Here is a 26013-nt window from a genome sequence, read left to right on the forward strand (position 1 = left end):
GACATACCTCGGCCCACGAAGGGTTGCCCGGTCACCGCTGGGCTTCCCGGTGGACGCAGGCGGTCAGAGGATGGGGACGCGACGGCGGGTGGCGGCGACCGGGGCGGGGTCGAGATCGGCGACGAGCATCCCCGGGGCGGCGTCGAGCCGGGAGCGGACCGCGCCGGTCGGGTCGGCGAGGACCGAGCGCCCGATGCCGAAGGGGCCGTCGCCGGACTGCGGGGTCCAGGCCTGGCCGACGCCGAGGAGCCAGGCCTGCGCGTCGTGGGCGCGGGCCTGGGTGAGCAGGTCCCATTGGTCGGCCTTGCCGGGGCCGTCGCCCCATGACGCCGGCAGGACGACGAGCTCGCTGCCGCGTCGGCCGAGCTCGGTGAAGTGGTCGGCGAAGCGCACGTCGAAGCAGGTCGCCAGCCCGACGGTCCAGCCGTCGACCTGCGCCGTGACGACGGCGTCCCCCGCGGCGACGGTGTCGGACTCGCGGGAGTCGAAGGCGTCGAAGAGGTGGATCTTGCGATAGCTCGTCTCCTCGACCCCGGCGCCGGTGAGCAGGAGCGTGTTGTGCACCCGGTGCCGCACCTGGCCGTCGACCTCGACGTCGTCGGCGGGGGTGAAGAGCCCGACGACCGCGACGACGCCGTGCTCGGCCGCTGCTCGGCGCACCCCGTCGGCGAAGGGGCCGTCGAGCGGCTGCGCGGCCGTGTCGAGCCGTCGGCTGAAGGGCGCCATCGTCGCCTCGGGGAAGACGACGAGACGCGCCCCGGCCACGGCCGCTCGCCGCACGCCGTCGACGACCTGCGCGAGGTTGTCCTCGACGTCGTGCGAGGCGACGAGCTGGACCCCGGCGACCCTCATGGGCTCAGGCACGCGGCTCCCCCTTCGCGCTCTCCTGCGCCTCGAGCGCCGCGCGGGCCTCGAGGTCGGCTCGCGCGACGAAGACGACCTGCTCGTCGCGGCACGCGGCGGCGAAGGCGTCGATCCGCTTGCGGATCTCGCGCCCGAGGAGCCACTGCCCGATCGTCACGCCGATGCGGCGGAACCACGGCGGGCCGACGACGTCGTAGGTGTACTTCCACACCGCGCGGGTGCCGTCACCCTCGGGCGTGAAGCGCCACCCCCCGCCGAAGCGGGAGAAGAAGGGCGGGCCGCTGACCATCGTCATCCCGACCGACGTCGGCGGGCGCCACGACACGTACTCGCTGACCATCGTCGGGCTGATCGGGCCGAGGAAGGCCGACCGGGTGAAGGTCCGCACGCCGGTCGCCGGGTGCGGCGCCCCGTCGAGGAAGTGCTGCTCGCGGATGAAGGGGTCCCACCCACGGCGGATCGCGCCGTGGGTCTGCGAGACCGCGAAGGCCAGCTCGGGCGGGACGGGCACGTGGACGTCGGCGCTCACCTGGGGCATGACCCCACCGTAGGCCCCTAGGGTGGCGCCATGGCCACGCTCTTCAGCCAGATCATCGCCGGCGAGATCCCCGGGCGCTTCGTGTGGGCCGACGACGTGTGCGTCGTCATGCTCACCATCGAGCCGCTCACCGACGGGCACTGCATGGTCGTGCCGCGCGCCGAGCTCGAGCAGTGGACCGACGCCGACGAGCAGACCTGGGCCCACCTCCAGCGGGTGGCGATGGCCGTCGGTCGGGCGCAGCAGGCCGAGTGGGAGGCGCCGCGGGTCGGGATGCTCCTCGAGGGCTTCCTCGTGCCGCACCTCCACGTGCACGTGTGGCCCGCGTGGTCGCCCGCCGACGTCGAGCCGCACTCGCCGATGCGCGACGTGCCCGACGACCGCTTCGAGTCGGCGGCGCAGCGTCTGCGGGAGCGGCTGCGGGCCGACGGGCACGGCGAGCACGTCGTGGGCCCCGGACCGCTCTGACCCGCCCGGTGCCGCCAGGCGGACCCCGGCGTGACATCAGGGCTCGTCGTGGGGTTGGCTGGGCTCATGGCTAACACCGCACTCAAGGGCAACCGCGTCACGACCGTCGGCGAGCTCCCCGCCGCCCGCACGAAGGCCCCGGCCTTCGAGCTCGTCGGCGAGGGCCTCGCGCCGCTCACCTCCGGCGACCTCACCGGCCGCGTCGTGCTCAACATCTTCCCGAGCGTCGACACCGGCATCTGCGCGCAGAGCGTGCGCACCTTCAACGAGCGCGCCGTCGACCTCACCGACACCACGGTCGTCAACGTCAGCAAGGACCTCCCCTTCGCGCAGGCCCGCTTCTGCGGCGCCGAGGGCATCGACAAGGTGAAGATGGGCTCGGCCTTCCGCTCCTCCTTCGGCGAGGACTACGGCGTGACCCTCACAGACGGCCCGATGGCCGGGCTGCTCGCCCGCGCTGTCGTCGTGCTCGACGCGGACGGCACCGTCCTGCACAGCCAGCTCGTCCCCGAGATCGGCCAGGAGCCGGACTACGACGCGGCCATCGCCTCGCTCGGCTGACCCTCCCCCTCCAGACCCCGAGAGCCGCGTCGTCGCACCAGACGGCGCGGCTCTCGCACGTCGTGGGCGAAGGGGGACCGCCGGGGCGAAGGGGGACCGCCCGGCCAGCCGTCGGCCGGGCGCCGTCGGCCCGGCCAGCCGGCGGGCCGGCAGCAGGTCAGGACCGCAGCAGGTCGACGGTGAGGTCGACGTGGCCCAGGTGCTGGAAGAGCTCCTCGACGACGTGCAGCGCGACGAACTCCTGGGTGATGACCTCGGGGTCGCCGTCGTCGCGCGGGGCGGGCCCGCGGGGGGCCGCCCCCGGATCGAAGCCGGCGAGGTCGTCGACCCAGCGTCGACGCTGGGCGGCGACGAGCTCCTCGAGCTGGGCGAGCGTGCCGGTGGCGGTGAACTCACTCGCGCGGTCACGGCTGATGGTGCGCCCCGCGATGGCCTCGCCGCCCCAGCGCTCCATGACCCCGCAGCAGTGGACGACGAGCGCGTAGACGCTGTTGGCCCCCTCGACGTCGGGGCGGGTGCTCAGCAGCTCGTCACCGAGGTCTTCGGCCCGGCCGAGCATCTTCACCAGGGCCGTGTCGACGTACCACTGGACGCTCTCGCGGGTCACGCCGCTCACTGCTCCCCCGCCGAGCTATCGTCCTGCTCCCCGTCCCCTTCGTCCTCGCCGCCCTCCTCGCGCCCGTCCTGCGTGGCGAAGGCCGCGACCGTGCCCGTCTCGAGCAGCTCGCGGAACTGGTCCTCGTCGAGGATGCGCAGCCCGAGGTCCTCGGCCTTCGTCGCCTTCGACCCGGCGTTCTCGCCGACGACGACCCAGTCGGTCTTCTTGCTCACCGAGCCCGACGCCTTGCCCCCACGGGAGAGGATCGCCTCCTTCGTCTCGTCGCGGCTGAAGCCCTCGAGCGAGCCGGTGACGACGACGGTGAGGCCCTCGAGCGTGCGCGGCGTGGACTCGTCGCGCTCGTCCTCCATCCGCACCCCGGCCGCCGCCCAGCGGTCGACGATCTGGCCGTGCCACGAGGCACCCGGCCCGTCGAACCACTCACGCACCGAGTCGGCGATCGTCGGGCCGACGCCGTCGACGGCCGCCAGCTGCTCCTCGCTGGCCTCGCGGATGGCGCTCATCGACCCGAAGTGCTGGGCGAGCGCGCGCGCCGCGGTCGGACCGACGTGGCGGATCGACAGGGCGACGAGCACGCGCCACAGCGGCTGCTGCTTGGCCTGCTCGAGGTTGGCGACGAGCCGCGCGCCGTTGGCCGACAGCACGCGCCCGTCGACGACCGCCTCGGGCGGGTCGGACTTCTTGGCCGCCCGTGTGTAGAGCGGCACCCGGGCGACGTCCTCGTCAGTGAGGTCGAAGAGGGTCGACTCGTCGGCGAGGATCCCGGCGTCGAGCAGGCTGATCGCGCCCTCCCAGCCGAGCGCCTCGATGTCGAGCGCCCCGCGCCCGGCGAGGCTGAAGAGCCGCTCGCGCAGCTGGCTGGGGCAGGACCGCGCGTTGGGGCAGCGGATGTCCTTGTCGCCCTCCTTCTGCGGGGCGAGGCGCGTGCCGCAGGACGGGCAGTGCGTCGGCATCTCGAACTCGCGCTCGCTGCCGTCGCGCAGCTCGGCCACCGGGCCGAGGATCTCGGGGATGACGTCGCCGGCCTTGCGCAGGACGACGGTGTCGCCGATGAGCACGCCCTTGCGGCGCACCTCGTGCGCGTTGTGCAGGGTGGCCATCGAGACCGTGGACCCGGCGACGGTCACCGGCTCCATGACGCCGAAGGGGGTGACCCGCCCGGTCCGGCCGACGTTGACCTGGATGTCGAGCAGGCGGGTGTTGACCTCCTCGGGCGCGTACTTGTACGCGATGGCCCAGCGGGGTGCGCGCGACGTCGAGCCGAGCCGCCGCTGCAGCGCGATCTCGTCGACCTTGACGACGACCCCGTCGATCTCGTGCTCGTAGTCGTGCCGACGCCGCTCGACCTCGGCGATGAAGTCGGTGACCTCGTCCATCGAGCCGAGCACCCGGTAGTGCGTCGAGGTCGGCAGGCCCCACGCCTGCATGAGCTCGTACGCGTGGCTCTGGCTGTCGATCTCGAAGCCCTCGCGCCGGCCCGTGCCGTGGACGAGCATGTGCAGCGGCCGCGACGCGGTGACCCGCGGGTCCTTCTGCCGCAGCGAGCCGGCGGCGGAGTTGCGCGGGTTGGCGAAGGGGGCCTTGCCCGCCTCGACGAGCCCGGCGTTGAGCTCGGCGAAACCCTCGAGCGGGAAGAAGACCTCGCCGCGGATCTCGACGAGGTCGGGCACCGGGGCGTCGCCGCCCTCGAGGCGCTCGGGGACGTCGGCGATGGTCCGCACGTTCATCGTCACGTCCTCGCCGGTGCGCCCGTCGCCGCGGGTGAGCGCCCGGGTGAGGCGTCCCCCTTCGTAGAGGAGGTTGACGGCCAGGCCGTCGATCTTCAGCTCGCACAGGTAGTGCACGTCCGAGCCGACCTCGCGCTCGACGCGGGCCGCCCACTCCTGCATCTCCTGCGCGCTGAAGGCGTTGTCGAGGCTGAGCATGCGCTCGAGGTGGTCGACGGCGGTGAAGTCGGTGGAGAAGATCGCCCCGCCGACGCGCTGCGTCGGGCTCTCGGGGGTGCGCAGGGAGGGGTGCGCCTCCTCGATCTCCTGCAGGCGGCGGATGAGGCGGTCGTACTCGCCGTCGCTGATCGTCGGCGCGTCACGCACGTGGTAGGCGAACTGCGCCGCCGTCGCCTGGTCGGCCAGCTCGCTCCACTCCTCGCGCAGGGCGTCGGGCACCTGGTCCGGGGTCTCCGGGGTGTGCTCGGCGGCGGCGTCGCCGGAGGTCTCGGGGATCTCGCTCACCCGCCAATCCTGCCGCACCGCACCGACAGCGCGACGCGGGCAGTGGGACGATGTCGCCATGGACGAGACGCCCCGCACGCACGACGCCCGGGTCGACCTCGGGCGTCCGGAGACCGGGCGGGCGGGCCTGCGCTGGGGGTTTGCCGCCGTGTGGCTGCTCGGCTGCGTCGGCATGATCCTGCGGGCCTTCCTCACGACCCGCTCGCCCGGTGTCGGCGCCTTCGTCCAGGTGGCCGTCTTCGCGGCGCTCGCCACCCCGGCGGGCAACCTCCTCGCCGCCGCGTGGCGCGCCCGGACGAACCCGACGACCGTCGAGCGCGTCGGCGACGACCTCGTCATCACCTCACCGGCCTTCCTCACAGAGGACCTCGTCGTGCCCGTCCGCGACGTCGTCGAGGTGCGGCACGGCGACGTCGGCCGGCCGCCGCAGACGACGGGGTGGCCGGCGCTCACCGCCGGCCCCGACCCCCAGATCGGCCTCCTTCTCGCCCACGACGCGGCGCTGCCGGCCCGCGAGCCCGCCCCATGGACGGGGCACGAGATGCCGCGCCGCCACCGGCTCGCGAGCGCCGTGCTCATGACCTCCGCGGACCCGCGCACCGCTGCCGAGGCCATCGGAACCCTCGTCGGACTCCCCGCCGTCGAGGTCCGGGACGCCCGCGGCTCCTGACCGGCGGACCCCCCTTCGCCGGACAACCCCCGGACCCGCTCTTCCGCTGAGGGGCTCGGCGGGTGAGGATGAGGGCTCCCGCCGACCTACCGAGGAGTCACCGATGACGAACCTGGCGAGCAACCTCGTCGCAACCGCCCAGAAGCACCCGGACGAGGTGGCCATCCGGCTCGACGACGCCGAGCTGACGTGGAGCCAGCTGCACGGCCTCGCCGCGAAGGCCGCCGGGGCGATCCGGGCGGCCGGTGTCGAGCCCGGTGACCGGGTGGCGCTCATCCTGCCCAACGTGCCGGCCTTCCCCGTGCTCTTCTACGGCACGCTCCTCGCCGGCGGCACCGTCGTGCCGATGAACCCGCTGCTCAAGTCCGGCGAGATCGAGTACTTCTTCTCCGACTCGGGCGCGAAGCTCGCCTTCGTCTGGGGCGACTTCGTCGACGAGGCGGTGAGCGGTGCGCAGGACCTGAGCACCCGCGTCATCCGCTCCGGCCCGCTCGGCCCGTCGGAGGAGGACCTCTCCCCCGCGGACCCGATCGCCGAGCCGACGGAGCGCGACCCCCAGGACACGGCGGTCATCCTCTACACCTCGGGCACGACCGGGCGCCCGAAGGGGGCCGAGCTCACCCACCGCAACCTCGACCTCAACGCGCAGCGCTCCGCCGAGAACATCATGGAGATGACCTCCGACGACGTCATCATGGGCTGCCTGCCGCTCTTCCACGTCTTCGGCCTCACGTGCGGGCTCAACGCCGCCGTGCGGTCGGGCGCGACGCTCACCCTCATCCCCCGCTTCGACCCGGCGAAGGCGCTCGAGGTCGTCCAGCGCGACCGCGTGACGATCTTCGAGGGCGTGCCGACGATGTACGGCGCGATGCTGGGCCACCCGTCGGCGCAGACCACCGACACGTCGAGCCTGCGCACCTGCGTCTCCGGCGGCTCGGCGCTGCCCGAGGACACGATGCGCCGCTTCGAGGAGGCCTTCGACACCCAGATCCTCGAGGGCTACGGCCTGTCGGAGACCTCGCCGGTCGCGTCCTTCAACATGCCCGACGCCCCGACGAAGCCCGGCACCATCGGGCGGGCCATCCCCGGCTGCGAGATGAAGCTCGTCGACGCCGACGGCAACGACGTGCCGCCGGGCGGCGGGGTCGGCGAGATCGCGATCCGCGGCGACAACATCATGAAGGGCTACTGGGGCAAGCCCGAGGAGACCGCGACGGCGATCCCCGACGGCTGGTTCCGCAGCGGTGACCTCGCGACGGTCGACGACGAGGGCTACTTCACCATCGTCGACCGCAAGAAGGACCTCATCATCCGCGGCGGGATGAATGTCTACCCGCGCGAGGTCGAGGAGGTCCTCTACTCGCACCCGGACGTCGTCGAGTGCGCCGTCGTCGGCGTGCCCGACGATCTCATGGGCGAGGAGATCGGCGCGGCCGTCGCGCTCGCGCCGGAGTCGACGACGACGCTCGAGGAGGTCCAGGCCTACGTCAAGGAGCGGATCGCCGCGTACAAGTACCCCCGCCGCATCTGGCAGCTCGACGAGCTGCCGAAGGGGCCCACTGGCAAGATCCTGCGCCGCTCGGTCGAGGCGCCCGCGGAGTGACCCGCGTCGCGACCCGGTGGTCGTGACGTGACGAAGGGGGTGGCCCAGGCCACCCCCTTCGTGCTTATGGCTCCCATAACCCGACGTTATGATCTGTCGGTGAGCTTCTTCGTCTTCCCCAACCCCGTCAACGAGAAGGCGGCCCGGACCGTCGCGGCGGTCGTCGCCGCGACGAGCGCCCTCGTCCTCGTCACCGGGTGGTGGTGGATCACGGTGCCGCTCGCGCTGGGCTTCCTCGGACGGGTGCTCGCCGGGCCTCGGCTCAGCCCCCTCGGCTGGGTCGCGATGCGCGTCGTCGCGCCGCGCCTGGGCGAGCCGGTCCTCACCCCGGGACCGCCCAAGCGCTTCGCCCAGGGCATCGGCGCGGTGGTCTCGACGACCGCCGCCGTGCTCGCGCTGGGCCTCGGCCTGACGACCGCCGCCGCGGTGCTGCTCGGCGTGCTCACGGTCTTCGCGCTGCTCGAGTCGGCCGCCGGCTTCTGCGCCGGGTGCTGGGCCTTCGGTCACCTCATGCGCCTCGGCGTCATCCCCGAGGAGACCTGCGAGGCCTGCGCCGACATCCGGCTGCGCAGCCGCGCGACGGTCTAGGCCAGACCGCGCTCGCGGGCGAGGATCGCCGCCTGCACCCGTGACGCGCAGCCCAGCTTGGCGAGGACGCGCGACACGTGGGTCTTCGTCGTCGCCTCCGAGATGTGCAGCGCGGTGGAGATCTGGGCGTTCGACAGACCCTGGGCGAGCGCACGCAGCACGTCGACCTCGCGGGGCGTGAGGGCGAAGGGGGAGCCCCCCTCGACCTCCTCGGCCGGCGGCGAGGGTTCGGGAGCCGCCGCGAAGCCGGCGATGACGTGCCGGGTGACCTCGGGCGCGAGGACCGCCTCGCCGGCCGCGACGCGCTCGACGGCGTCGACGAGCGGGCCGGCGTCGACCGTCTTGAGCAGGTAGCCGTCGGCCCCCGCTCGCAGCGCGCCGGACACGTGCTCGTCGATCTCGAAGCTCGTGAGCACGAGCACCCGCGACAACGACTGCTCGACGATCTCGCGGGTCGCGGCGATGCCGTCGACACCGGGCATCCGCACGTCCATGAGGGTGACGTCCGGCCGCAGGGCGCGGGCCTGCTCGACCGCCACCCGGCCGTCTCCCGCCTCGCCGACGACGTCGAGCCCGTGCGCCTCGAGGAGCAGGCGCAGCCCGGAGCGCACGGTCGCGTGGTCGTCGGCGATGAGGACGCTCGTCATGCGGTGCTCTCCTGGGTGCCCGGCGTGCGGGTGCTCGTCTCGTGGGCGCTCGCCTCATGGGTGCTCGTGTCGCGGGTGCTCGCGCGGTGGAGGGGCACGGCGGCGCGCACGCGCCACGAGTCCCCGGACGGGCCGGCCTCGAGGTGGCCGCCGAGCGCCTCGACGCGCTCTCGCATCGAGCGCAGCCCGAGGCCCAGTCCCGGCTCGTCGCGGTCCGGCCCCTGGGGCAGCGGCGAGACGACGGTGAGGACGAGGTCGTCCTGCACCGCGACGGCGACCTCGGCCCGCGGGGAGGCGGCGTGGCGGGCGACGTTGTGCAGGGCCTCCTGGAGCACCCGGTAGAGCGCCTGGCCGGTGGGGGCGGGCAGCTCGGGCAGCGGGTCGGGGTCGAGGCGCAGGGCGACCTCGGTGCCCCGCGACCGGGAGTGCTCGACGAGCGCGGGGAGGTCGGCCAGGGAGGGCGAGACGGTCATCGGCACGTCCGGTCGCAGGACGGCGAGCATCGACTGGAGCTCGCGGACCGCGTCCTTCGAGGTGGCGCGGACGACCTCGAGGGCGCGCCGCTGCGACCTCTCGTCGTGCAGCCCGGCCTCGGCATGGATGGTGATCGCCGCGAGGCTGCCGGAGAGCGCGTCGTGGAGGTCGCGGGCCATCTGCTCGCGCTCGCCCCGCCGCTCCTCGCGGGCGCGCAGCTCGGCGAGCCGGGCCTCGTCCTGGGCCTGCCGGCGCTGCGCGGCGAGGAGGTCGAGGGAGCGACGGCTCGAGCGCCCCCACCAGAAGGACGTGCCGAAGACGGCGAAGACGGTGAGCGCGGTGAGCACGCCGTCCTGCAGGTCGCCGGTGAGCGCCCAGACCGCCAGACCGCTCGCGGCGACACCGATGCCGATGGCCCAGTCGAGGGAGACGACAGCGCGGCCCCGGCCGTGCAGCCCGGCGGCGTAGACGAGCTCGATGATGACGAGGAGCGAGCCGATGCTGCCGCCGTACGCCGTCTCGACGGCGAAGACGACGACGCCCAGGGCGAGGCAGGTGAGGGGCCGCACCCTGCGCCACACCATGACCGCGCACAGCAGGAGCAGGGGCACGAGGTGCCACCAGCGCCCGCTCGGGCCGCGCGTGCCCTGGCCCCAGATGTCGACGAGGTCGATGGCGACGAGGACCGTGCCGAGGAGCGCCATGAGCGCTGCGCCGCGCAGGTCGAGACCGATCGCCTCGGCCCTGCGCTGCGTCGTCACGACGTCATCGAATCACGGGGCCCGGCACCGGGCGTCATCCGAAAGGCGGACGCCGCGGCCGCGGCCGCTCCCCCTTCGGCCGATGTGCGCGACACGTCGCGCGGGTCACGGTGGCTGCCATGGACCTGCCCCAGCTGCTCACCCTCGCCGTGCTCGCCCTCGTCGACTCGACGAGCTTCGGCACCCTGCTCATCCCGCTGTGGTTCATGCTCGCGCCGGGCCGGGTGCGCCCTGGCCGGGTGCTCGTCTTCCTCGGCACGGTCGCGGGCTTCTACTGGGTCCTCGGGGTGGCGCTGGCGACCGGGCTGCTCACCGTGGCCGGCGACCTCGGGCAGTGGCTCTCGACGACGACCGGCACCCGCGTCCAGGTGGCCGTCGGCGTGCTGCTGCTCGCGACCGGCGTCCTCATGCCGACGAGGAAGAAGGGCGACGGGGGCGGCGCGACGAGCCGGCGGGTGCACCGCTGGCGCGACCGGGCGATGGGTGTCGACGGGCAGCGCGGTGGCACCGGGGCCCTCGTCGGTCTGGCCGTCGCCGCGGCGGCGATCGAGGCGGCGTCGATGATCCCCTACCTCGCCGGTATCGGGATCGTCACGAGCGCTCCCGTCGGTGCGGCCGAGCGGGCGCTCGTGCTCGCCGGGTACTGCGTCGTCATGGTGCTGCCGGCGCTGCTCCTGCTCGGTCTGCGGCTGGGTCTCGGGCGACGTCTCGAGCCGGTGCTGCGGCGGGTGGCCGCGTGGATGGAGCGCACATCCGGCGAGACCGTGGCCTGGGTGCTCGCGATCGTCGGGCTGCTGATCCTGAGCAACGCGGGCGACGCGGGGCTCCCCGGGTGGATGCCCTTCGGCTAGCGCCGGCGGCGTCGCTCGTTCCACATGACGACGGCCGTGAGGATCGAGCTCGCGAGGAGGGCGGCCTTGGGCAGCTGGGTCCACAGCGACCACGTCGAGTAGTCGTAGCCCCGGCGACCGGGTGCGACCCAGAGCTCGCGCCGGTCACCGGTCTCGACGCGGCCGTCCCCGCGGCAGGCGACCCACCAGCCCGTGCGGGTCCGGCCGTCGTCGTCGGTCCACCTGACGTCCACGCGGTCACCGACGTCGTTCTTCGCGCACCGGTCGGTGTTCGCCGTGACGTGGGTGACCATCACCTCGCGCCGGTCGGTGAGACCGAGCGCGTGGTGCCGCCAGTCCCCCATGAAGACCATCATCCCGAGCGCGACGACGACGAAGAGCCCGAGCATCCACCGGGTCATCTGCCACCACGTGCGCCAGAGGCGCCGGGCGAAGGGGGGTCGCCCCGGGGAGCCGGTCTGCGTCACCGGCCGCTCTCGGCCAGGGCCTCGGCGAGGTCCTTCGCGGTGCGCAGGGTCGCGACGGCGGACGCCGGGGTGGCCCCGGCCAGACCGCACGTCGGGGTGACGACGACGTCGGCGAGGCTCGCCGTCGTCAGACCGATCCGCCCCCAGGCCCCGGTGAGCCGGTCGTGGGCGCTGCGCCAGTCGGCGCCGACCCGCACCGCTCCTGCCCACAGGTGCGCTCCCCCTTCGACGGCCGCGGCGAGCTGCTCCCAGCGCGAGCCGTCGAGGAGGGTCGTGTCGAGCGAGAGCCCGTCGGCACCGGCCTCGTGAAGGAGCGCGACGGGGACCTCTGCGGCGCAGCAGTGGACGACGGCGCGGTGGTCGCCGGCGGCGTCGAGGACGACGCGAAGGGAGTCGCGCACCTCCGAGCGGTCGACGGCACGCAGCCGCCCGTACCCGGACTGCGTCGGCAGACGTCCCTCGAGCACGGCGGGCACCGCGGGCTCGTCGACCTGGACGACGAGGTCTGCGCCGGGGACGAGGCGGGCGACCTCGGCGACGTGCGTGCGCAGGCCCTCGGCGAGCGAGTCGGTGAGGTCGCGACGTGCGCCGTGGTCGCTGACGACCCGCTCGCCACGGGTGAGCTCGAGGGTGGCGGCGAGGGTCCATGGACCGCTGACCTGGAGCTTGAGCGGGCCCTGCCAGCCGTCGTAGGCCTCGGCGAGCTCGTCGAGGTCGTGGCGCAGGTGGGCCGCGGCCCGGCCCTCGTCGCGGCCGGGGCGGTCGACGAGCCGCCAGCCGAAGGGCTGGGTCTCGACGTGCAGGCCCTCGAGGAGCGATGCCGCGCGGCCGACCATGTCGGCCCCGACCCCGCGGCCGGGGAGCTCGGGCAGGTGGGGCACGCCGTCGCCGAGGAGGTCGCGCACGGCCCGGACGGCCTCGCGGGGGCTCTCGCCCGGCCAGCTGCCGACGCCGCTCACCCGGGTCGTCATGGGCAGGTCGGGGCTCGTCGAGGTCACGCCGGGCATCATCGCACCGGCGTCGCTCACAGGGTGAGCCGCAGCCGCACGGTGTCGCCGACGCCCACCCCCTCGGCGCGCTGGACCGCGACCTTGATGGGCACGTAGTAGCCGCCCTCGCGGGGGAAGAGCGAGGTGGTGAAGTCGGTGGCCCCCACCCGGCCCGACACCGGGATGCACCCCCAGCCGTAGGTGAGGTCTCGCGCGACATCGGCCACCTCCTGCGCCTGCGCGGCCGGCATCACCGCGAAGACGTAGGGCGCCGGCCCCCGCCACTCGACGACCTCCGCCTCGAAGTCCATGTCCACCCCGCCATCGTGGCACCACCCCCCGTCAGCCTTGTGAAGGCTGATGGTCGAGGGGGGAGGGCCGCTTGGTGGTTGAGGTGCGAGGGCCGCCAGGCCCGAGCCTCGAGACCACGGGGCCGTCGGTGGTCGAGGTGCGAGGGCCGCCAGGCCCGAGCCTCGAGGCCACCCGACAGCTGGAGGTCGAGGTGACGCGCCATCGGCGGTCGAGGCGCGAGGGCCGCCAGGCCCGGAGCCTCGAAACCCTTGCTGACCGTTCACCGACAAAGACCTGGCCTGTCGAACACCTGTTCGATAGCATGGGGTCATGGCGACGATGCCGCAGCTCCTGGACCCGGGCACCCCGGGCCAGAGCCGCGTGCCAGCCCTCCTCGACCAGGCCCACGCCGTCATCGACAGCCTCCAGGACGCGATCGCCGCCGACCAGCGCACCGCCGGGCGGGCGCTGCGCGCCGACCTCGTCGAGGTCGAACGCCTGGCCCGACGGGTCGAGGCCGCACGGCTGCGCCTCGTCGCCCGCGCGGACTCCGTGCGGGTCGCCGAGCGCACCGGGCACACCGACACCGGAGCCTGGGTCGCGCAGAGCACCAATGGCGACCGTCGTCCCGCCTCACGCGACGTCCGACTCGCCACTGCACTCACCGCACCCAGCACCATCGAGCCCCCATCGCAAGGCGACTCCCCCGGCCTGACCCTCGTCGGCGCCGACCCCACCACCACGCCACCCGCACAGCCGCAGGCTGAGCTCGCGCAGACCGCCGCTGCCCTCGACGACGGGCGGATCAGCGCCGACCACGCCCGGGTCATCACCGGTGCGATGGCCGACCTGCCCGACACCCTCACCCAGGAGCAGCGCCGCACCTGCGAGGCCGAGCTCCTCCTCCTCGCGGTCAACCGCGCCCCAGCCAAGCTACGGATCGCCGCCAGGCGCGTCCTCGCAGCCGTCGAACCCGACGAGGACGTCGTCGACGCCCACGAGGACGAAATCCTTGCCGCGCAAGAGGCGCACGCCCGCGACGAGTCGGCCTTCTGGATCCGCGACAACCACGACGGCACCATGACCGGGCACTTCACCGTCCCCTGGGCCGCCGGTGCAATCCTTGGCAAGGTCATCGACGCGATGACCGCACCCCGACGACGCACCCAGCCCGGCTCGGACACCGTGATCACCGAGCCCAGCGACCTCGTCCGCCTCACCGGCGACACCCGCGTCGACGAGCTCGACTGGCAGCACCGCCGCGGCCTGGCCTTCGCCGACCTCCTCACCCGCATCCCCACCGACCACCTCTCCCGCAAGGTCGCCGCCACCCTCCTGGTCACCACCCGCCTCGACGACCTCACCGGAGACCTGCGCCGAGCCGGGAGCACCGACGCCGGCGACCACCTCGACACCGGCACCATCCGCCGCATGGCCTGCGCCGCCGGGATCATCCCCGTCGTCCTCGGCGGACCCTCACAGCCCCTCGACCTCGCCCGACAGAAGCGCCTCTTCACCGAAGCCCAAGCCCTCGCCCTGTCCCTGCGCTACGACACCTGCGCCGCCCAAGGATGCGAACGCCCCTTCGCCTGGACCGAGATCCACCACCTCCACGCCTGGCGCGACGGCGGTCTCACCGACCTGCTCAACGCCATCCCCCTGTGCGGCTACCACCACCGCATGATCGACGGACCCGACTGGCAGCACACCACCCACCGCGCACCCGACGACACCGCGACGATCCACTTCCACCGGCGCACGTAGAAGGACGCACGCGGTGATGACGCGGCGGCGGTCCCGGAGGGGGTGTGCGCGGTCAGCGGGCGGTGGACGCGATGGTCGCCGAGCCGACGACACGAGTGCCCTCGTAGAGCACGACCGACTGGCCCGGCGCGATGCCGCGCACGGCCTCGTCGAGGTCCACGACGAGGCGAGGGCCAGAGCCGTCTCCGTCCTCAAGGCGAGGGCCGGAGCCGTCTCCGCCCTCGAGGCGGGCGCGGGCCGGGATCTCCTCGCCGTGGGCGCGCAGCTGCGCACCCACGCGCACCTCGCCGGTCGGCGCGGGACCGCACCAGCGCGGCTGGGTGCCGATGACCTGGCGCACGCCGAGCAGGTCGGAGGTGCCGATGAAGACGCGGTTGCTCGAGGCGTCGACCCGGGTGACGAAGCGCGGCTCGCCGTCGAGGCTGCTGCGCTCGAGGCCGAGCCCCCGTCGCTGACCGACGGTGAAGCCGTAGGCGCCTGTGTGGGCGCCGACGACCTCGCCCGAGCGCTCGTCGACGACCTCGCCGGGCCGCTCCCCGAGCCGGCCCGCGAGCCAGCCGCGGGTGTCGCCGTCGCTGATGAAGCAGATGTCGTGGCTGTCGGGCTTGCGGGCGACGGAGAAGCCTCGCTCCTGCGCCTCCTCGCGCACCTGCGGCTTCGTCGAGCGCCCGAGCGGGAAGAAGGAGCGGGCCAGCTGCTCGGCGTCGAGGACCCCGAGGACGTAGCTCTGGTCCTTGGCCGGGTCGACGGCGCGGTGCAGCTCGCGCCCCGCCGGACCCTGCTCGACCTGCGCGTAGTGCCCCGTCGCGACGGCGTCGAAGCCGAGGGCGAGCGCCTTGTCGAGGAGCGCGGCGAACTTGATCTTCTCGTTGCACCGCAGGCAGGGGTTGGGCGTGCGCCCGGCCTCGTACTCGGCGACGAAGTCGTCCATGACGTCGCGCTGGAAGGCCCCGGCCATGTCCCACACGTAGAAGGGGATGCCGAGCCGGTCGGCCACCCGGCGGGCGTCGCCGGAGTCCTCGATCGTGCAGCACCCGCGCGCGCCCTCGCGCAGCGTCGCGGCGCTGCGCGACAGGGCGAGGTGCACGCCGACGACGTCGTGGCCCTCGTCGAGCATCCGGGCGGCGGCGACGGCGGAGTCCACCCCACCGCTCATGGCGGCGACGACACGCATGGCGATCAGGCAGCGCCGCTGGCGCGGCGGGCACGGTCGACGGCGTCGGGCAGCGCGGAGAGCGCGGCGTCGACGTCGGCCTCGGTCGAGGTCCACCCGAGCGAAACGCGCAGCGAGCCGCGGGTCTCCTCCTCGCTGCGGCCCATCGCGAGCAGCACGTGGCTGGGCTGCGGCACGCCGGCCTGGCAGGCCGAGCCGGTCGAGACCTCGACACCGGCGGCGTCGAGCAGGTACAGCAACGAGTCGCCGTCGCAGCCGGGGATGGTGATGTGGGCGTTGCCGGGCAGACGACGGGTGACGTCGCCGAGCTCCCAGCAGCCGGAGACGCGGATGCTCGGGTCGATCTCGCGGGCGCGGGTGAGGAAGCGGTCGCGCAGCGCGGCGACCCGGGCGGCCTCGGTCTCGATCTCGCCGACCGCCTCGGTGAGGGCAGCGGCGAGGCCGGCGATGCCCGCGACGGCGACCGTGCCGCTGCGCAGCGAGCGCTCCTGGCCCCCGCCGTGGCTCGTCGGGACGAGCCGGGCGTCGCGCCGGGCGAGCAGCACGCCCACCCCGGTCGGCCCGCCGAACTTGTGCCCGCTCACGGCGAGCGTGTCCGCCTCGACCGCGGCGAAGTCGACGGGCAGGTGGCCCGCGACCTGCACCGCGTCGGTGTGGAAGGGGATGGCGTGCTCGTGGCACAGCCGTGCGATCGCGGCGACGTCCTGGACGGTGCCGACCTCGTTGTTGGCCCACATGACGCTGACGACGGCGACAGAGGCCGGGTCCTCCTCGACGGCGGCGCGCACGGCGTCGACCTCGATCGTGCCGCACTCCCCCGGCTCGACGAAGGTCAGCCGCGCCCCGGAGGTGTCGGCGAGGTGGGTCGCCGCGTCGAGCACCGCGTGGTGCTCCATCCCGGACAGCACGACGCGGTCGCGGGCGGGGTCGGCCTGGCGCGCGGCGAGGTAGGAGCCGAGCAGGGCGATGTTGTCGGACTCGGTGCCGCCGGAGGTGAAGATCACCTCGGACGGACGGGCACCGAGGGCGTCGGCGACCGCCTCGCGCGACTCCTCGAGGACGCGCCGGGCCGCGCGGCCGGCGGAGTGCAGGCTCGAGGGGTTGCCGACGCGAGCCATCTGCGCGAGGACGGCGTCCCGGGCGACCGGGCGGATCGGGGTGGTCGCCGCGTGGTCGAGGTAGGTGCTCATCGCCGTCGAGTCTAGGCCGCCCACCTGTGGGGGCGGCCCGCCCGTCCTGCCGGGTCGGATCCCCCTTCGCCCTCGGTCAGGCGGCGATAACGCCGGTGCCCAGGAGGACGAAGAGGACGAGGGCGAGCCCGATCCGGTAGATGACGAAGGGGCGGAAGGTGTGGGTGGAGATGTAGCGCAGCAGCCAGGCGATGACCGCGTAGCCGATGACGAAGGAGATGACCGTCGCGACGGCGATCGGGCCCCACGCCGGCTCGACCGGCTCGTCCGCGATGTCGAAGAGCTGCTGGAAGCCCGAGAGCAGCACCGCGGGGATCGCGAGGAGGAAGGAGTAGCGGGCGGCGGCCTCACGGGTGTAGCCCATGAAGAGACCACCGGCGATCGTGCCGCCCGAGCGCGAGACGCCCGGGACGAGCGCCAGCGCCTGCCACAGGCCGTAGTACAGGCCGTGCCGGACGGTCAGCTGCTCGAGCTGGCGGTCCTGCTTCGCCCGGCGGTCGGCGACGTCGATGACGAGCGCGAAGACGAGCAGCATCGTCGCGGTGATCCACAGGTTGCGCGCCGGACCGGTGATGACGTCCTTGAGCGCGATGCCGAGCAGGCCGATGGGGATCGAGCCGAGGATGACCATCCACCCCAGGCGCGCCTGCGGGTCGCTGTGCGGGAGCTTGCCCGCGACGGCGAGGCACCACGACCGGATGATCCCGGCGATATCCTTGCGGAAGTAGACGAGGACCGCCGCTTCCGTGCCGAGCTGGGTGATCGCCGTGAAGGCCGAGCCCGGGTCCTCGCCGAAGAAGCGCCCGACGATCGACTGGTGCGCGCTCGAGCTGATGGGCAGGAACTCGGTGAGCCCCTGCACGACGCCGAGGACGATCGCCTGCAGCCAGTCCATGTGTGGTGCTCCTGTGGGGTGGGGGTGGGTCGAGGAGGATCATGCCCTGCCGGACGTGCGAGACCCCGGGCGGGTGGTCCCGCCCGGGGTCGTGCGGGGGCTGGGTCAGCCCACCGAGATGTGCACGTGGTCGAAGTGGTTCTGGGTCGGGTCGCCCCGGTCCTCCATCGGCTTCCACGAGCCGCCGGGCATCCAGATCCGCTGCTTCCAGATGACGTACTTCACGTTGAGCTCGCTCGCGTGCTGCTGCACGAAGGCCGCCACGGCGTCGCCGTCGGCCGAGCCGCACATGACGTCGACAGCGTTGCCGGTGCCGTGGTCGCCGGGGTCGCCGGCGCGGTAGCCGCCGATGTTCGTCAGGTGGGGGTACTGCGAGCGGACCGCGGAGTAGACCGCCTGGGCGTTCGGGCCGAGGCCGACGGCCTGGGCCTGCGCGAGGTAGCTCGTCGTGTCGAGGCCACCGGCGGGCGCGGGGGCCTGCGTCGTCTCCTCGGGCGTCGCCTCGGGCTCGGGAGCCTCCTGCTCCTGCGGCTCGGGCTGTGCCTCCTCGGTCTGCTCGACCGGCTCCGGGGTCTCCTGCTCGACCACGGGCGCGGGCTCCGGCTTCGGGACCGGCTTGGGCTCGGGCTTCTTCACCGCGCCCACGTCGAGGTCGCCGGCCGACATCGCGCTCTGCAGCACGGGGGCGGGCAGGTCGGTCGGGACGGCGAGGGCGACGCGCGCGGTGCTGCGCTGCGCGGCGTCGTCACCGCGGCCCTCGAGCATCGAGCTGGCCCGCGAGGACGCGGAGGCGTCGGGGGTGGGCTCGGCGGAGGCCGCACCGGTCGCGGTCGGCGCGGCGACGAGGGCGGAGGCGCCGACGACGAGGCCGACGCAGGCGGCGGACTTCAGGGCCGCGCCGCGGGGCAGCGTGCGCGAGAGGGAGCGCCGGGCAGGGGCACCGTGACGCGCCGCGTGCTTGGGAGGCTGGGTCACAGGGGGCAGACCTTCGCTTCGGGGGCAGAGCAGACCCGGCTCTGGCGAGCCGGGGTACCACCACAGTAGCGAGACCCGGGCGTGAAGTCACATTTCGATAACGCGCCGCGACGCACGTCGCCCCCCGGCCGGTCGGCCGGGGGGCGAGCTGCGCGTGCAGGCGAAGGGGGCGTCAGCCCTTCTTGCCCTTGACCGCCTCGGTGGCCTGCGGGAGCACCTGGAAGAGGTCGCCGACGACGCCGAAGTCGACGAGCTCGAAGATCGGCGCCTCCTCGTCCTTGTTGACGGCGACGATCGTCTTGCTCGTCTGCATGCCGGCGCGGTGCTGGATGGCACCGGAGATGCCGGCCGCGACGTAGAGCTGCGGGCTGACCTGCTTGCCGGTCTGGCCGACCTGGCTGGTGTGCGGGTACCAGCCGGCGTCGACCGCGGCGCGCGAGGCGCCGACCGCGGCGCCGAGGCTGTCGGCGAAGGCCTCGACCGGGGCGAAGTCGCCGCCGGTGCCACGGCCACCGGAGACGACGATGGCCGCCTCGGTGAGCTCGGGACGACCGGAGGCCTTCTTCGGCTCGGACGCGGTGATCTTCGCGGCCTTGGCGGCGTCGGAGATCTGCGGGGTGAGCTCCTCGAAGGCGCCGGCGCCGGCGGCCTGCTCCGGGGTGGCGGAGTTGGGCTTGACGGTGATGATCGCGGCGCCCTGGGTGACCCGGGACTTCACGCTGTAGCTGCCCGCGAAGACCGACTGCGTCGTGACGGGGCCGCTCTCGCCGGCCTGGACGTCGACGGCGTCGGTGATGAGACCGGAGCCGGTCTTGACGGCCAGACGCGCGGCGACCTCCTTGCCGGCGGCGTTGCTCGGGATGAGCACGGCGACGGGCTTGCTGGCCTCGACGATCTGGGCGAGCACCTCGGCCTGGGGGGCCACTAGGTACTCCCCGACGGCGGGGTCGGAGACGGAGATGATCTTCTCCGCGCCGTAGCGGGCGAGCAGGTCCTTCGCGGTCTCGGCGCCGGGGCCGATGAAGACGGCGGTCGGCTCGCCGAGGCGGCGGGCGATCGTCAGCATCTCGGCGGCGGGCTTCTTCACCACGCCCTGGGCGTGGTCGACGAGCACGAGTACTTCAGCCATGGTTGTGTCTTTCCTCCTGGTCCTGGGCGCGGCTCAGACGAACTTCTGCGCGGCGAGGAAGTCGGCGAGCTTGCTGCCGCCCTCGCCCTCGTCGGTGACGATCTCGCCCTGCTCGCGCGGGGGACGCTTCGTGGTCTCGAGGACCTCGGTCCACGCGTTGGCCTGGCCGACCTGACCGGCGTCGACGCCGAGGTCGGCGAGGCTCCACGTCTCGACCGGCTTCTTCTTGGCCGCCATGATCCCCTTGAAGGAGGGGTAGCGCGGCTCGTTGATCTGGTCGGTGACCGAGACGAGCGCCGGCAGCGAGGACTCGATGGTCTCGCTCGCGGTGTCGCCGTCGCGGCGGATCGTCACGGTGCCCTCGGAGACGGTGAGCTCGGAGGCGTAGGTGACCTGGGGCAGGCCGAGACGCTCGGCGAGCATCGCCGGGACGACCGACATCGTGCCGTCCGTCGACGCCATGCCGGTGAGCACGAGGTCGGGGGTGCCGAGCTTGGTGATCGCCTCGGCGAGCACGAGCGAGGTCGCGGGGGCGTCCGAGCCGGCGATCGCGTCGTCGAGGACGTGCACGCCCTTGTCGACCCCCATCTGCAGCGACTTCTTCACGGCGTCGGCGGCCGCCTCGGGGCCGATGGTGAGGACGGTGATCTCGCCCTCGCCGGTGGCCTCGACGATTTTCAGGGCCTCTTCGACGGCGTACTCGTCGAGCTCGGAGAGGAGGCCGTCGACCCCGTCACGATCGGTGGTGTGGTCCTCGGTGAACGTGCGGTCGGACTGTGCGTCCGGCACGTACTTGACGCAGACGACGATGTTCATCGCTGGCTCGTCCTCTTCCTCGTGTGGGTCTGGTGTCCGCCGGCCCCGCCTCGCCCCTGGGTGTGCCCCGGGCCGGGTGCAGGCCGACTCCCCCGACGGTATCCCTCTGCCTGCGCCGCGCGGCCATCGAGGCGCCATGACCCTCACCACACGTCCACGCACGAAGGGGGCGGCTCACCCCGTCGTCGGCGCGGCCGGGTCCTCGCCCCGGGTGCGCACGACACGTCCGGGGACGCCGACGACGACGGAGCGGGCGGGATAGCTCGCGCGGGCGATGGTGCCGGCGGCGAGGACGCTCTGGTCCCCGACGTCGGTGCCGCGCAGGACGACGCACTTCGTCGCGACCCACACGTCGTCACCGATGCGCACGGGCGACTTGACGATGCCCTGGTCCTTGATCGGGGTCTCGAGCGAGTCGGTGCGGTGGTCGAAGTCGCAGACGTAGACGTCGTCGGCGAAGAGGCACGAGCTGCCGATCTCGATGTCGAGCCAGGTGTTGATCGTGTTGCGGGTGCCGATGACCGTCTTCGCGCCGATGCGCAGGGTGCCCTCGTGGGCGCGCAGGCGGGAGTGGGGCCCGATGTGGACGAAGGGGCCGACGACGAGCCGCCCGAAGCCGGGCCGGACCTCGAAGCGCACGTCCGGGCCGATGAAGCACGGGCCCTCGAAGACGAGACCGGGGTTCGCCGCGCGGGCGCGGATCATCCGCAGGTATCCCAGGAGGTGGTGGTGGGTCCACGCGCGGTTGCTCACGACCCAGGCGACCCAGCGCGCGGCGCCCCAGCGCTCCCCCGCCGCGAGGGACGGGCGGCGCAGCCGCGCGACGAGGCTCACCGCGGCTTCACGCCGGTGACGCCGACGTTGTAGAAGAAGCGCTGCGGCACGACGCGCGCGAGCACGTCGTCGACGCGCATGAGGCGCTGCCAGCCGCGGTAGGCGAAGATCGCCCAGCGCAGCCCGAGCGCGTCCTCGCGCACCGCGCACTCGAAGGTCCGCACGGGCCAGCCGAAGACGGCCGAGGCGAGCTCCTCGGTCGCGGTGCCCACGTGCTCGGCCCCGGCCCGGCGGGCGGTCTCGGCGAGCTCGTCGGGGTCGAAGGTGTGCAGGTCGACGACCGCCTCGAGGGCGGCCGCGCGCGAGGACTCGTCGAGCTCAGCCTGCGGTCGGGCCCAGCGGGCGCGCAGCGGCGGCAGCGCGGCGACCCGGGTCGCGACCTCCCACGTCGCCCGACCGAGCGCGCGGGCGTACCGGTGGCCGATCCGGGTCGGCTCCCCCGCGATGACGAAGCGCCCGCCAGGGCGCAGCACGCGCAGCACCTCGCGCAGCGTCGCCTCGACGTCGGGGATGTGGTGGAGCACGGCGTGACCGACGACGAGGTCGAAGCTGTCGTCGTCGTAGGGCAGCGACCCGGCGTCGGCCACCCGGCCGTGGGCCTCGAGGCCGAGCCGGCGCGCGTTCTCCTGCGCCACCTCGACCATGCCGGGCGAGAGGTCGGTGACGTGGACCTCCCGCAGGAGGCCGGCGAGCACGAGGTTCAAGGAGAAGAAGCCGGTGCCGGCGCCGAGCTCGAGAGCGCGCCCGTAGGGCACCTCCTCGCCCGGCAGCCGCCGGCCCCGCACGACCCGCTCGAAGCGGTCGCGCACGACGGCGGTGCACCGCTCGTCGAAGCTGATCGACCACTTCTCGTCGTAGGTCTGCGCCTCCCAGTCGTGGTAGAGCACCTGGGCGAGGGTGTTGTCCTCCCAGGCGCGCTCCACGTCCTGCGCGCTCGCCGGCTGCTGCATCAGGCGCCCTCGAAGGTCGCCTTGCCCGGGCCGTCCTCGACGAAGGAGCGCATGCCGGTCGTGCGGTCCTTCGTCGCGAAGAGCCCGGCGAAGAGCATCCGCTCGATCTCCAGCCCGGTCTGCAGGTCGACCTCGAGACCGGCATCGATGGCCTGCTTCGCGGCGCGCAGGGCGTACGCCGGGCCGGTGACGTAGGGCGCCACCATCTCCTTGGCCGCCTCGAGCACGTCGCCCTCGACGACCCGGTCGACGAGACCCATCGCCAGCGCCTCCTCGGCGTCGACGAAGCGGCCCGAGAAGACGAGGTCCTTGGCCTTGGCCGGCCCGACGAGGCGGGCGAGACGCTGGGTGCCCCCGGCCCCGGGGATGACCCCGAGGAGGATCTCGGGCTGGCCGACCTTCGTGCCGACCTTCGCCACCCGGAAGTCCGCGCACAGCGCGACCTCGTAGCCCGCGCCGAGCGCGAAGCCGGCGATCGCGGCGACGGTCGGCTTGGGGATGCCCGCGAGCTTGCGGGTGAAGTCCTGCAGCGCCTGGGAGTGGTCGACCATGTCCGTGTAGGACATCGTCTGCATCTCCTTGATGTCGGCGCCGGCCGCGAAGACCCGCTCCCCGCCGTAGAGGATGACGGCGCGCACGTCGGAGCGCTCGGTCGCCTCCTCGGCCGCGGCGACGAGCTCGCGCTGCACCTGGGCGTTGAGCGGGTTCATCTTCGGGCGGTCGATCCGGATGACCCCGATGCCGCCCTCGACCTCGAGGGTGACGAAGTCGCTCACCGGGGCAGCTCGCCCTCGCCCGGGGCGGGGGCCGCGGCGTCGGCGCCCGGCTCGCCCTCGCCCGGCTGCATGCCGGGGACCTGGCCGGTCGCGCGCTGGTGCCACAGCTGCACGCCCTGGATGACGAGGGGCACGGCGATGCCGAGCAGGCCGCGCACGTCGGCGCCGCGGGGCAGGATGTGCTCGCTCGTCACGAGGAGGGTGTCGTTGGCGACGGCGGCCTTGACGAGGTTGAAGGCGACGTTGACGTCGTTGCTGATCTTGAGGCGCTCGAGCTCGTCGGCGGGCACCGGGTCCTCGAGGGACCACTGGCCGAAGACGCGCAGGACGTTGGACTCGTCGTCGGCGCAGCGCACGAAGAGCTGCTGGTCCTCGAAGGCGAAGGCGACGTCACCGTCGTCGTCGATGCGGGACTCGACACCGAGCTCGGTGAGGGCCTCGTTGACACGGTCGCGAAGGGGGGCCTCGGCGGGGGCGTCGTCGCCGCCCTGGGCGGGGCCGCCGGTGCTGGGGGTGAAGTTCGGCAGTGCGGTGGGATCGCTCATGCCCCCCAACGTACCTACTGCCTACAGTTGCGACCATGCCGCCGCACACCCGCCTCGACGACGTCGCGGCAGCAGCCCCGCGTCGAGACGCCACCCCGCTCGACCACGCCCCGGTGCCGGGGGCTCACCTCGTCGCCGGCGGGCTCGAGGTGGCGGTGCACGCCCCCTTCGCCACGGCGGTGACGCTGTGCCTCTTCGGGCCCAGCGGAGACCCCGCGCAGGAGCGTCAGGTGCGGCTCGTCCAGCGGCGGCGCGGCTGGTGGTCCGGCCGGGTCGACGGGGTGGGCGCCGGCGAGCGCTACGGGTACCGGGTGGACGGGCCGTGGGAGCCGGAGGCGGGCCACCGGCACAACCCGGCGAAGGTGCTGCTCGACCCCTACGCGCGGATGGTCGACCGGGTGCTCGACGCCTACCCGTCCGCGCTCTTCGGCCACGTCGTCGGCGAGGACGGCCGCGCCGACATCGCCGTCCGCAGCGATCTCGACTCCGCGGGCGTCGCCCCGCTCGGGGTCGTCGTCGACGAGCGCTTCGACTGGGGCGAGCACCCCCGACCGCGTCGCGAGCTCGCCGACAGCGTCGTCTACGAGGTGCACGTGCGCGAGATGACCGCCACGATGCCCGGGGTGCCCGAGCACCTCCGCGGCACCTACGCCGGCATGGCGCACCCCGCGTGCGTCGAGCACCTGCTCTCGCTCGGCGTCACGGCGGTCGAGCTGCTGCCGGTGCACCACTTCGTCTCCGAGCCCGAGGTGCTCGCCCGGGGGCTCGTCAACCACTGGGGCTACAACACCCTCGGCTTCTTCGCCCCGCACCTGCCGTACGCGTCGACCACCGACCCGCAGGGCGCGCTCGACGAGCTCAAGGGCATGGTGAAGATGCTCCACGCCGCCGGCATCGAGGTCATCCTCGACGTCGTCTACAACCACACGGCGGAGCAGTCGGTGCAGGGCGCGACGCTGTCCTGGCGGGGTCTGGCCGGGCGCACGTCCTACCGGCTCGACGAGCGCGGCCGTGACGTCGACGTCACGGGGTGCGGCAACACCCTCGACCTGCGCGACGCGACGACGCAGCGGATGGTGCTCGACTCCCTTCGCTACTGGGTGACGCAGTGCGGGGTCGACGGCTTCCGCTTCGACCTCGCCGTCGCGCTCGCCCGCGGCACCCACGACGACTACGACCCCGGCCACCCCTTCCTCACCGCGCTGCGTACCGACCCCGTGCTCAGCGGCGTGCACCTCATCGCCGAGCCGTGGGACGTCGGGCCGCACGGGTGGCGCACCGGGCAGATGCCCCCGCCGCTCGCGGAGTGGAACGACCGGTACCGCGACGCGGCTCGGGAGTTCTGGCTCTCCGACCTCGCGGTCGCGCGCGGCGCGCGTCAGGGCTCGAGCACCCACGGGGTGCGCGAGATCGCTACCCGGCTCGCCGGCTCGCGCGACCTCTTCGGGAGCGGGGAGCGGGGCCCGGCGAGCTCGATCGGCTTCGTCACCGCGCACGACGGCTTCACCCTCGCCGACCTCACCGCGTACGACGTCAAGCACAACGAGGCCAACGGCGAGGACGGGCGCGACGGCAGCGACCACAACCGGTCGTGGAACCACGGGGTCGAGGGGCCCACCGACGACCCCGAGGTGCTCACGCTGCGCCGGCGCTCGCGGCGCAACCTCCTGGCCACCCTCCTGCTGTCGACCGGGGTGCCGATGATCGCCGCGGGCGACGAGATCGGCCGCACGACGCAGGGCAACAACAACCCGTACTGCCAGGACGGGCCGCTCACGTGGCTGGACTGGGACCTCGGGGCGGAGCAGGAGGACCTGCTCGCGACGACCCGCGCCCTCAGCGGGTGGCGCCACGAGCTGGCGACCCTGCGGCATCGCCGCCACTACACGGGGAGCCCGCTCGACGACCACGGGGCGAGCGACATCGGCTGGTACGACGAGCACGGGTCGGCGATGACCCACCAGTGGGGCGACTCCTCGCGCCGGGTCCTCCAGATGCACCTCGACGGCGCTCCGCTCGGGCACCGGTCCGCGCTCGTGGTACTGCACGGCGCCGGGCACGACGGTCACGTCGTCCTGCCCGCCCCGCCGGGCGTGGCGGGCTTCGAGCTGTGGTGGGACTCGGCCTGGGAGCGCCCCGACGAGGGCGAGCGGGTGCACGTGCCCGCGGGCGAAGGGGTGGACGTCACCGCCGCGAGCATCCGCCTCTACGTCGCCACCCCCGCCTGACCCGTCGCTGGTGAGGCGCGAGCGCCAGCGCCCTTCGTTGGTCGAGGTGCGAGCGCGAGCGAGCCTCGAGACCAGTGATGTCACCTTGCTGGTCGAGGTGCGAGCGCCAGCGAGC

27 protein-coding genes are annotated in these 26013 nt (G+C 73.6%); 8 read left to right on the forward strand and 19 right to left on the reverse strand.

What is annotated here, in order from left to right; genetic code table 11:
- Positions 1-63 precede the first annotated feature (63 nt).
- Complete coding sequence (locus LIV55_RS03965; protein ID WP_229299239.1) at positions 64-864, reverse strand: carbon-nitrogen hydrolase family protein; 801 nt, start codon at positions 862-864, stop codon at positions 64-66.
- Positions 857-1402, reverse strand: coding sequence for an SRPBCC family protein (locus LIV55_RS03970; protein ID WP_229299240.1), 546 nt, complete (start codon positions 1400-1402; stop codon positions 857-859). The genes LIV55_RS03965 and LIV55_RS03970 overlap by 8 nt, the downstream gene beginning before the upstream one ends.
- A 30-nt stretch (positions 1403-1432) precedes the next feature.
- Here LIV55_RS03970 and LIV55_RS03975 point away from each other — a divergent pair, with 30 nt between their 5' ends.
- Positions 1433-1870, forward strand: coding sequence for an HIT family protein (locus LIV55_RS03975; protein WP_068274472.1), 438 nt, complete (start codon positions 1433-1435; stop codon positions 1868-1870).
- A gap of 66 nt (positions 1871-1936) precedes the next feature.
- Entirely contained in the window at positions 1937-2431 is a 495-nt protein-coding gene (gene tpx / locus LIV55_RS03980) for a thiol peroxidase (protein WP_068274468.1), read from the forward strand.
- 157 nt (positions 2432-2588) lie between these two features.
- On the opposite strand, the gene LIV55_RS03985 is transcribed toward tpx, so the two are convergent.
- Positions 2589-3038 carry a mycothiol transferase gene (locus tag LIV55_RS03985; RefSeq protein ID WP_229299241.1) on the reverse strand — a complete coding sequence of 150 codons (450 nt, stop codon included), beginning with the start codon at positions 3036-3038 and terminating at the stop codon, positions 2589-2591.
- Between the two features lie 5 nt (positions 3039-3043).
- On the reverse strand, positions 3044-5341 hold the full coding sequence (gene ligA / locus LIV55_RS03990; protein WP_372456490.1) for an NAD-dependent DNA ligase LigA: 2298 nt from the start codon (positions 5339-5341) through the stop codon (positions 3044-3046).
- Here ligA and LIV55_RS03995 point away from each other — a divergent pair.
- The 3 genes from LIV55_RS03995 (at position 5340) to LIV55_RS04005 (ending at position 8142) form a co-directional block, all read left to right on the forward strand.
- Complete coding sequence (locus LIV55_RS03995) at positions 5340-5951, forward strand: hypothetical protein (RefSeq protein WP_229299242.1); 612 nt, start codon at positions 5340-5342, stop codon at positions 5949-5951. The two genes, ligA and LIV55_RS03995, sit on opposite strands and share 2 nt — an antisense overlap.
- A 103-nt stretch (positions 5952-6054) precedes the next feature.
- Positions 6055-7554 (forward strand): long-chain-fatty-acid--CoA ligase, encoded by a 1500-nt coding sequence (locus tag LIV55_RS04000; protein WP_191564857.1) that lies wholly within the window; start codon positions 6055-6057, stop codon positions 7552-7554.
- A 99-nt stretch (positions 7555-7653) separates the two neighbouring features.
- A complete protein-coding gene (locus LIV55_RS04005; protein ID WP_224767033.1) occupies positions 7654-8142 on the forward strand; it encodes a DUF4395 domain-containing protein in 489 nt (162 codons plus the stop codon).
- Here LIV55_RS04005 and LIV55_RS04010 read toward each other — a convergent pair.
- Both LIV55_RS04010 and LIV55_RS17105 read right to left on the reverse strand, forming a co-directional pair.
- Complete coding sequence (locus LIV55_RS04010) at positions 8139-8789, reverse strand: response regulator (protein WP_229299243.1); 651 nt, start codon at positions 8787-8789, stop codon at positions 8139-8141. The two genes, LIV55_RS04005 and LIV55_RS04010, sit on opposite strands and share 4 nt — an antisense overlap.
- Complete coding sequence (locus tag LIV55_RS17105) at positions 8786-10024, reverse strand: sensor histidine kinase (RefSeq protein ID WP_229299244.1); 1239 nt, start codon at positions 10022-10024, stop codon at positions 8786-8788. Before LIV55_RS17105 ends, LIV55_RS04010 begins: the two co-directional genes overlap by 4 nt.
- A 119-nt stretch (positions 10025-10143) precedes the next feature.
- On the opposite strand from LIV55_RS17105, the gene LIV55_RS04020 reads away from it, so the two are divergent.
- Positions 10144-10875: a GAP family protein gene (locus LIV55_RS04020; protein WP_229299245.1), complete on the forward strand. Its 732-nt coding sequence runs from the start codon at positions 10144-10146 to the stop codon at positions 10873-10875.
- Here LIV55_RS04020 and LIV55_RS04025 read toward each other — a convergent pair.
- The 3 genes from LIV55_RS04025 to LIV55_RS04035 are packed head-to-tail and all read right to left on the reverse strand — an operon-like array spanning position 10872 to position 12642.
- Positions 10872-11342 carry a hypothetical protein gene (locus tag LIV55_RS04025; protein ID WP_123093332.1) on the reverse strand — a complete coding sequence of 157 codons (471 nt, stop codon included), beginning with the start codon at positions 11340-11342 and terminating at the stop codon, positions 10872-10874. The two genes, LIV55_RS04020 and LIV55_RS04025, sit on opposite strands and share 4 nt — an antisense overlap.
- Positions 11339-12340: a uroporphyrinogen decarboxylase/cobalamine-independent methonine synthase family protein gene (locus LIV55_RS04030; protein WP_308012868.1), complete on the reverse strand. Its 1002-nt coding sequence runs from the start codon at positions 12338-12340 to the stop codon at positions 11339-11341. Before LIV55_RS04030 ends, LIV55_RS04025 begins: the two co-directional genes overlap by 4 nt.
- Positions 12341-12366: 26 nt before the next feature.
- Positions 12367-12642: a DUF1905 domain-containing protein gene (locus LIV55_RS04035; protein WP_267492583.1), complete on the reverse strand. Its 276-nt coding sequence runs from the start codon at positions 12640-12642 to the stop codon at positions 12367-12369.
- Between the two features lie 310 nt (positions 12643-12952).
- On the opposite strand from LIV55_RS04035, the gene LIV55_RS04040 reads away from it, so the two are divergent.
- Positions 12953-14386, forward strand: a complete 1434-nt coding sequence (locus LIV55_RS04040; RefSeq protein ID WP_229299247.1) for an HNH endonuclease signature motif containing protein — start codon at positions 12953-12955, stop codon at positions 14384-14386.
- A gap of 52 nt (positions 14387-14438) precedes the next feature.
- On the opposite strand, the gene mnmA is transcribed toward LIV55_RS04040, so the two are convergent.
- The 10 genes from mnmA to LIV55_RS04090 form a co-directional block, all read right to left on the reverse strand.
- Positions 14439-15560: a tRNA 2-thiouridine(34) synthase MnmA gene (mnmA, locus tag LIV55_RS04045; RefSeq protein WP_229299248.1), complete on the reverse strand. Its 1122-nt coding sequence runs from the start codon at positions 15558-15560 to the stop codon at positions 14439-14441.
- Positions 15561-15565: 5 nt separating this feature from the next.
- Positions 15566-16750 carry a cysteine desulfurase family protein gene (locus LIV55_RS04050; protein WP_229299249.1) on the reverse strand — a complete coding sequence of 395 codons (1185 nt, stop codon included), beginning with the start codon at positions 16748-16750 and terminating at the stop codon, positions 15566-15568.
- A 76-nt stretch (positions 16751-16826) separates the two neighbouring features.
- Entirely contained in the window at positions 16827-17645 is an 819-nt protein-coding gene (locus LIV55_RS04055) for an undecaprenyl-diphosphate phosphatase (RefSeq protein ID WP_123092013.1), read from the reverse strand.
- Between the two features lie 105 nt (positions 17646-17750).
- Positions 17751-18620 (reverse strand): VldE C-terminal domain-containing protein, encoded by an 870-nt coding sequence (locus LIV55_RS04060; RefSeq protein ID WP_229299250.1) that lies wholly within the window; start codon positions 18618-18620, stop codon positions 17751-17753.
- A 172-nt stretch (positions 18621-18792) separates the two neighbouring features.
- Positions 18793-19749, reverse strand: a complete 957-nt coding sequence (locus LIV55_RS04065; RefSeq protein WP_191563216.1) for an electron transfer flavoprotein subunit alpha/FixB family protein — start codon at positions 19747-19749, stop codon at positions 18793-18795.
- Positions 19750-19782: 33 nt separating this feature from the next.
- The gene (locus LIV55_RS04070; protein ID WP_068277733.1) at positions 19783-20565 is read right to left on the reverse strand and encodes an electron transfer flavoprotein subunit beta/FixA family protein; all 783 of its coding nucleotides are present in this window, start codon (positions 20563-20565) and stop codon (positions 19783-19785) included.
- Positions 20566-20739: 174 nt separating this feature from the next.
- Positions 20740-21399: an acyltransferase gene (locus tag LIV55_RS04075; protein WP_229299251.1), complete on the reverse strand. Its 660-nt coding sequence runs from the start codon at positions 21397-21399 to the stop codon at positions 20740-20742.
- A complete protein-coding gene (locus LIV55_RS04080) occupies positions 21396-22349 on the reverse strand; it encodes a class I SAM-dependent methyltransferase (RefSeq protein ID WP_229299252.1) in 954 nt (317 codons plus the stop codon). The genes LIV55_RS04075 and LIV55_RS04080 overlap by 4 nt, the downstream gene beginning before the upstream one ends.
- On the reverse strand, positions 22349-23125 hold the full coding sequence (locus tag LIV55_RS04085) for an enoyl-CoA hydratase/isomerase family protein (protein ID WP_068277739.1): 777 nt from the start codon (positions 23123-23125) through the stop codon (positions 22349-22351). Before LIV55_RS04085 ends, LIV55_RS04080 begins: the two co-directional genes overlap by 1 nt.
- Complete coding sequence (locus LIV55_RS04090; protein ID WP_068277741.1) at positions 23122-23670, reverse strand: T3SS (YopN, CesT) and YbjN peptide-binding chaperone 1; 549 nt, start codon at positions 23668-23670, stop codon at positions 23122-23124. Before LIV55_RS04090 ends, LIV55_RS04085 begins: the two co-directional genes overlap by 4 nt.
- Before the next feature lie 35 nt (positions 23671-23705).
- Here LIV55_RS04090 and glgX point away from each other — a divergent pair, with 35 nt between their 5' ends.
- A complete protein-coding gene (glgX, locus tag LIV55_RS04095; RefSeq protein WP_229299253.1) occupies positions 23706-25898 on the forward strand; it encodes a glycogen debranching protein GlgX in 2193 nt (730 codons plus the stop codon).
- Positions 25899-26013 lie beyond the last annotated feature (115 nt).

Source organism: Janibacter melonis (genome assembly GCF_020567375.1).
Lineage (GTDB): Bacteria > Actinomycetota > Actinomycetes > Actinomycetales > Dermatophilaceae > Marihabitans > Marihabitans melonis.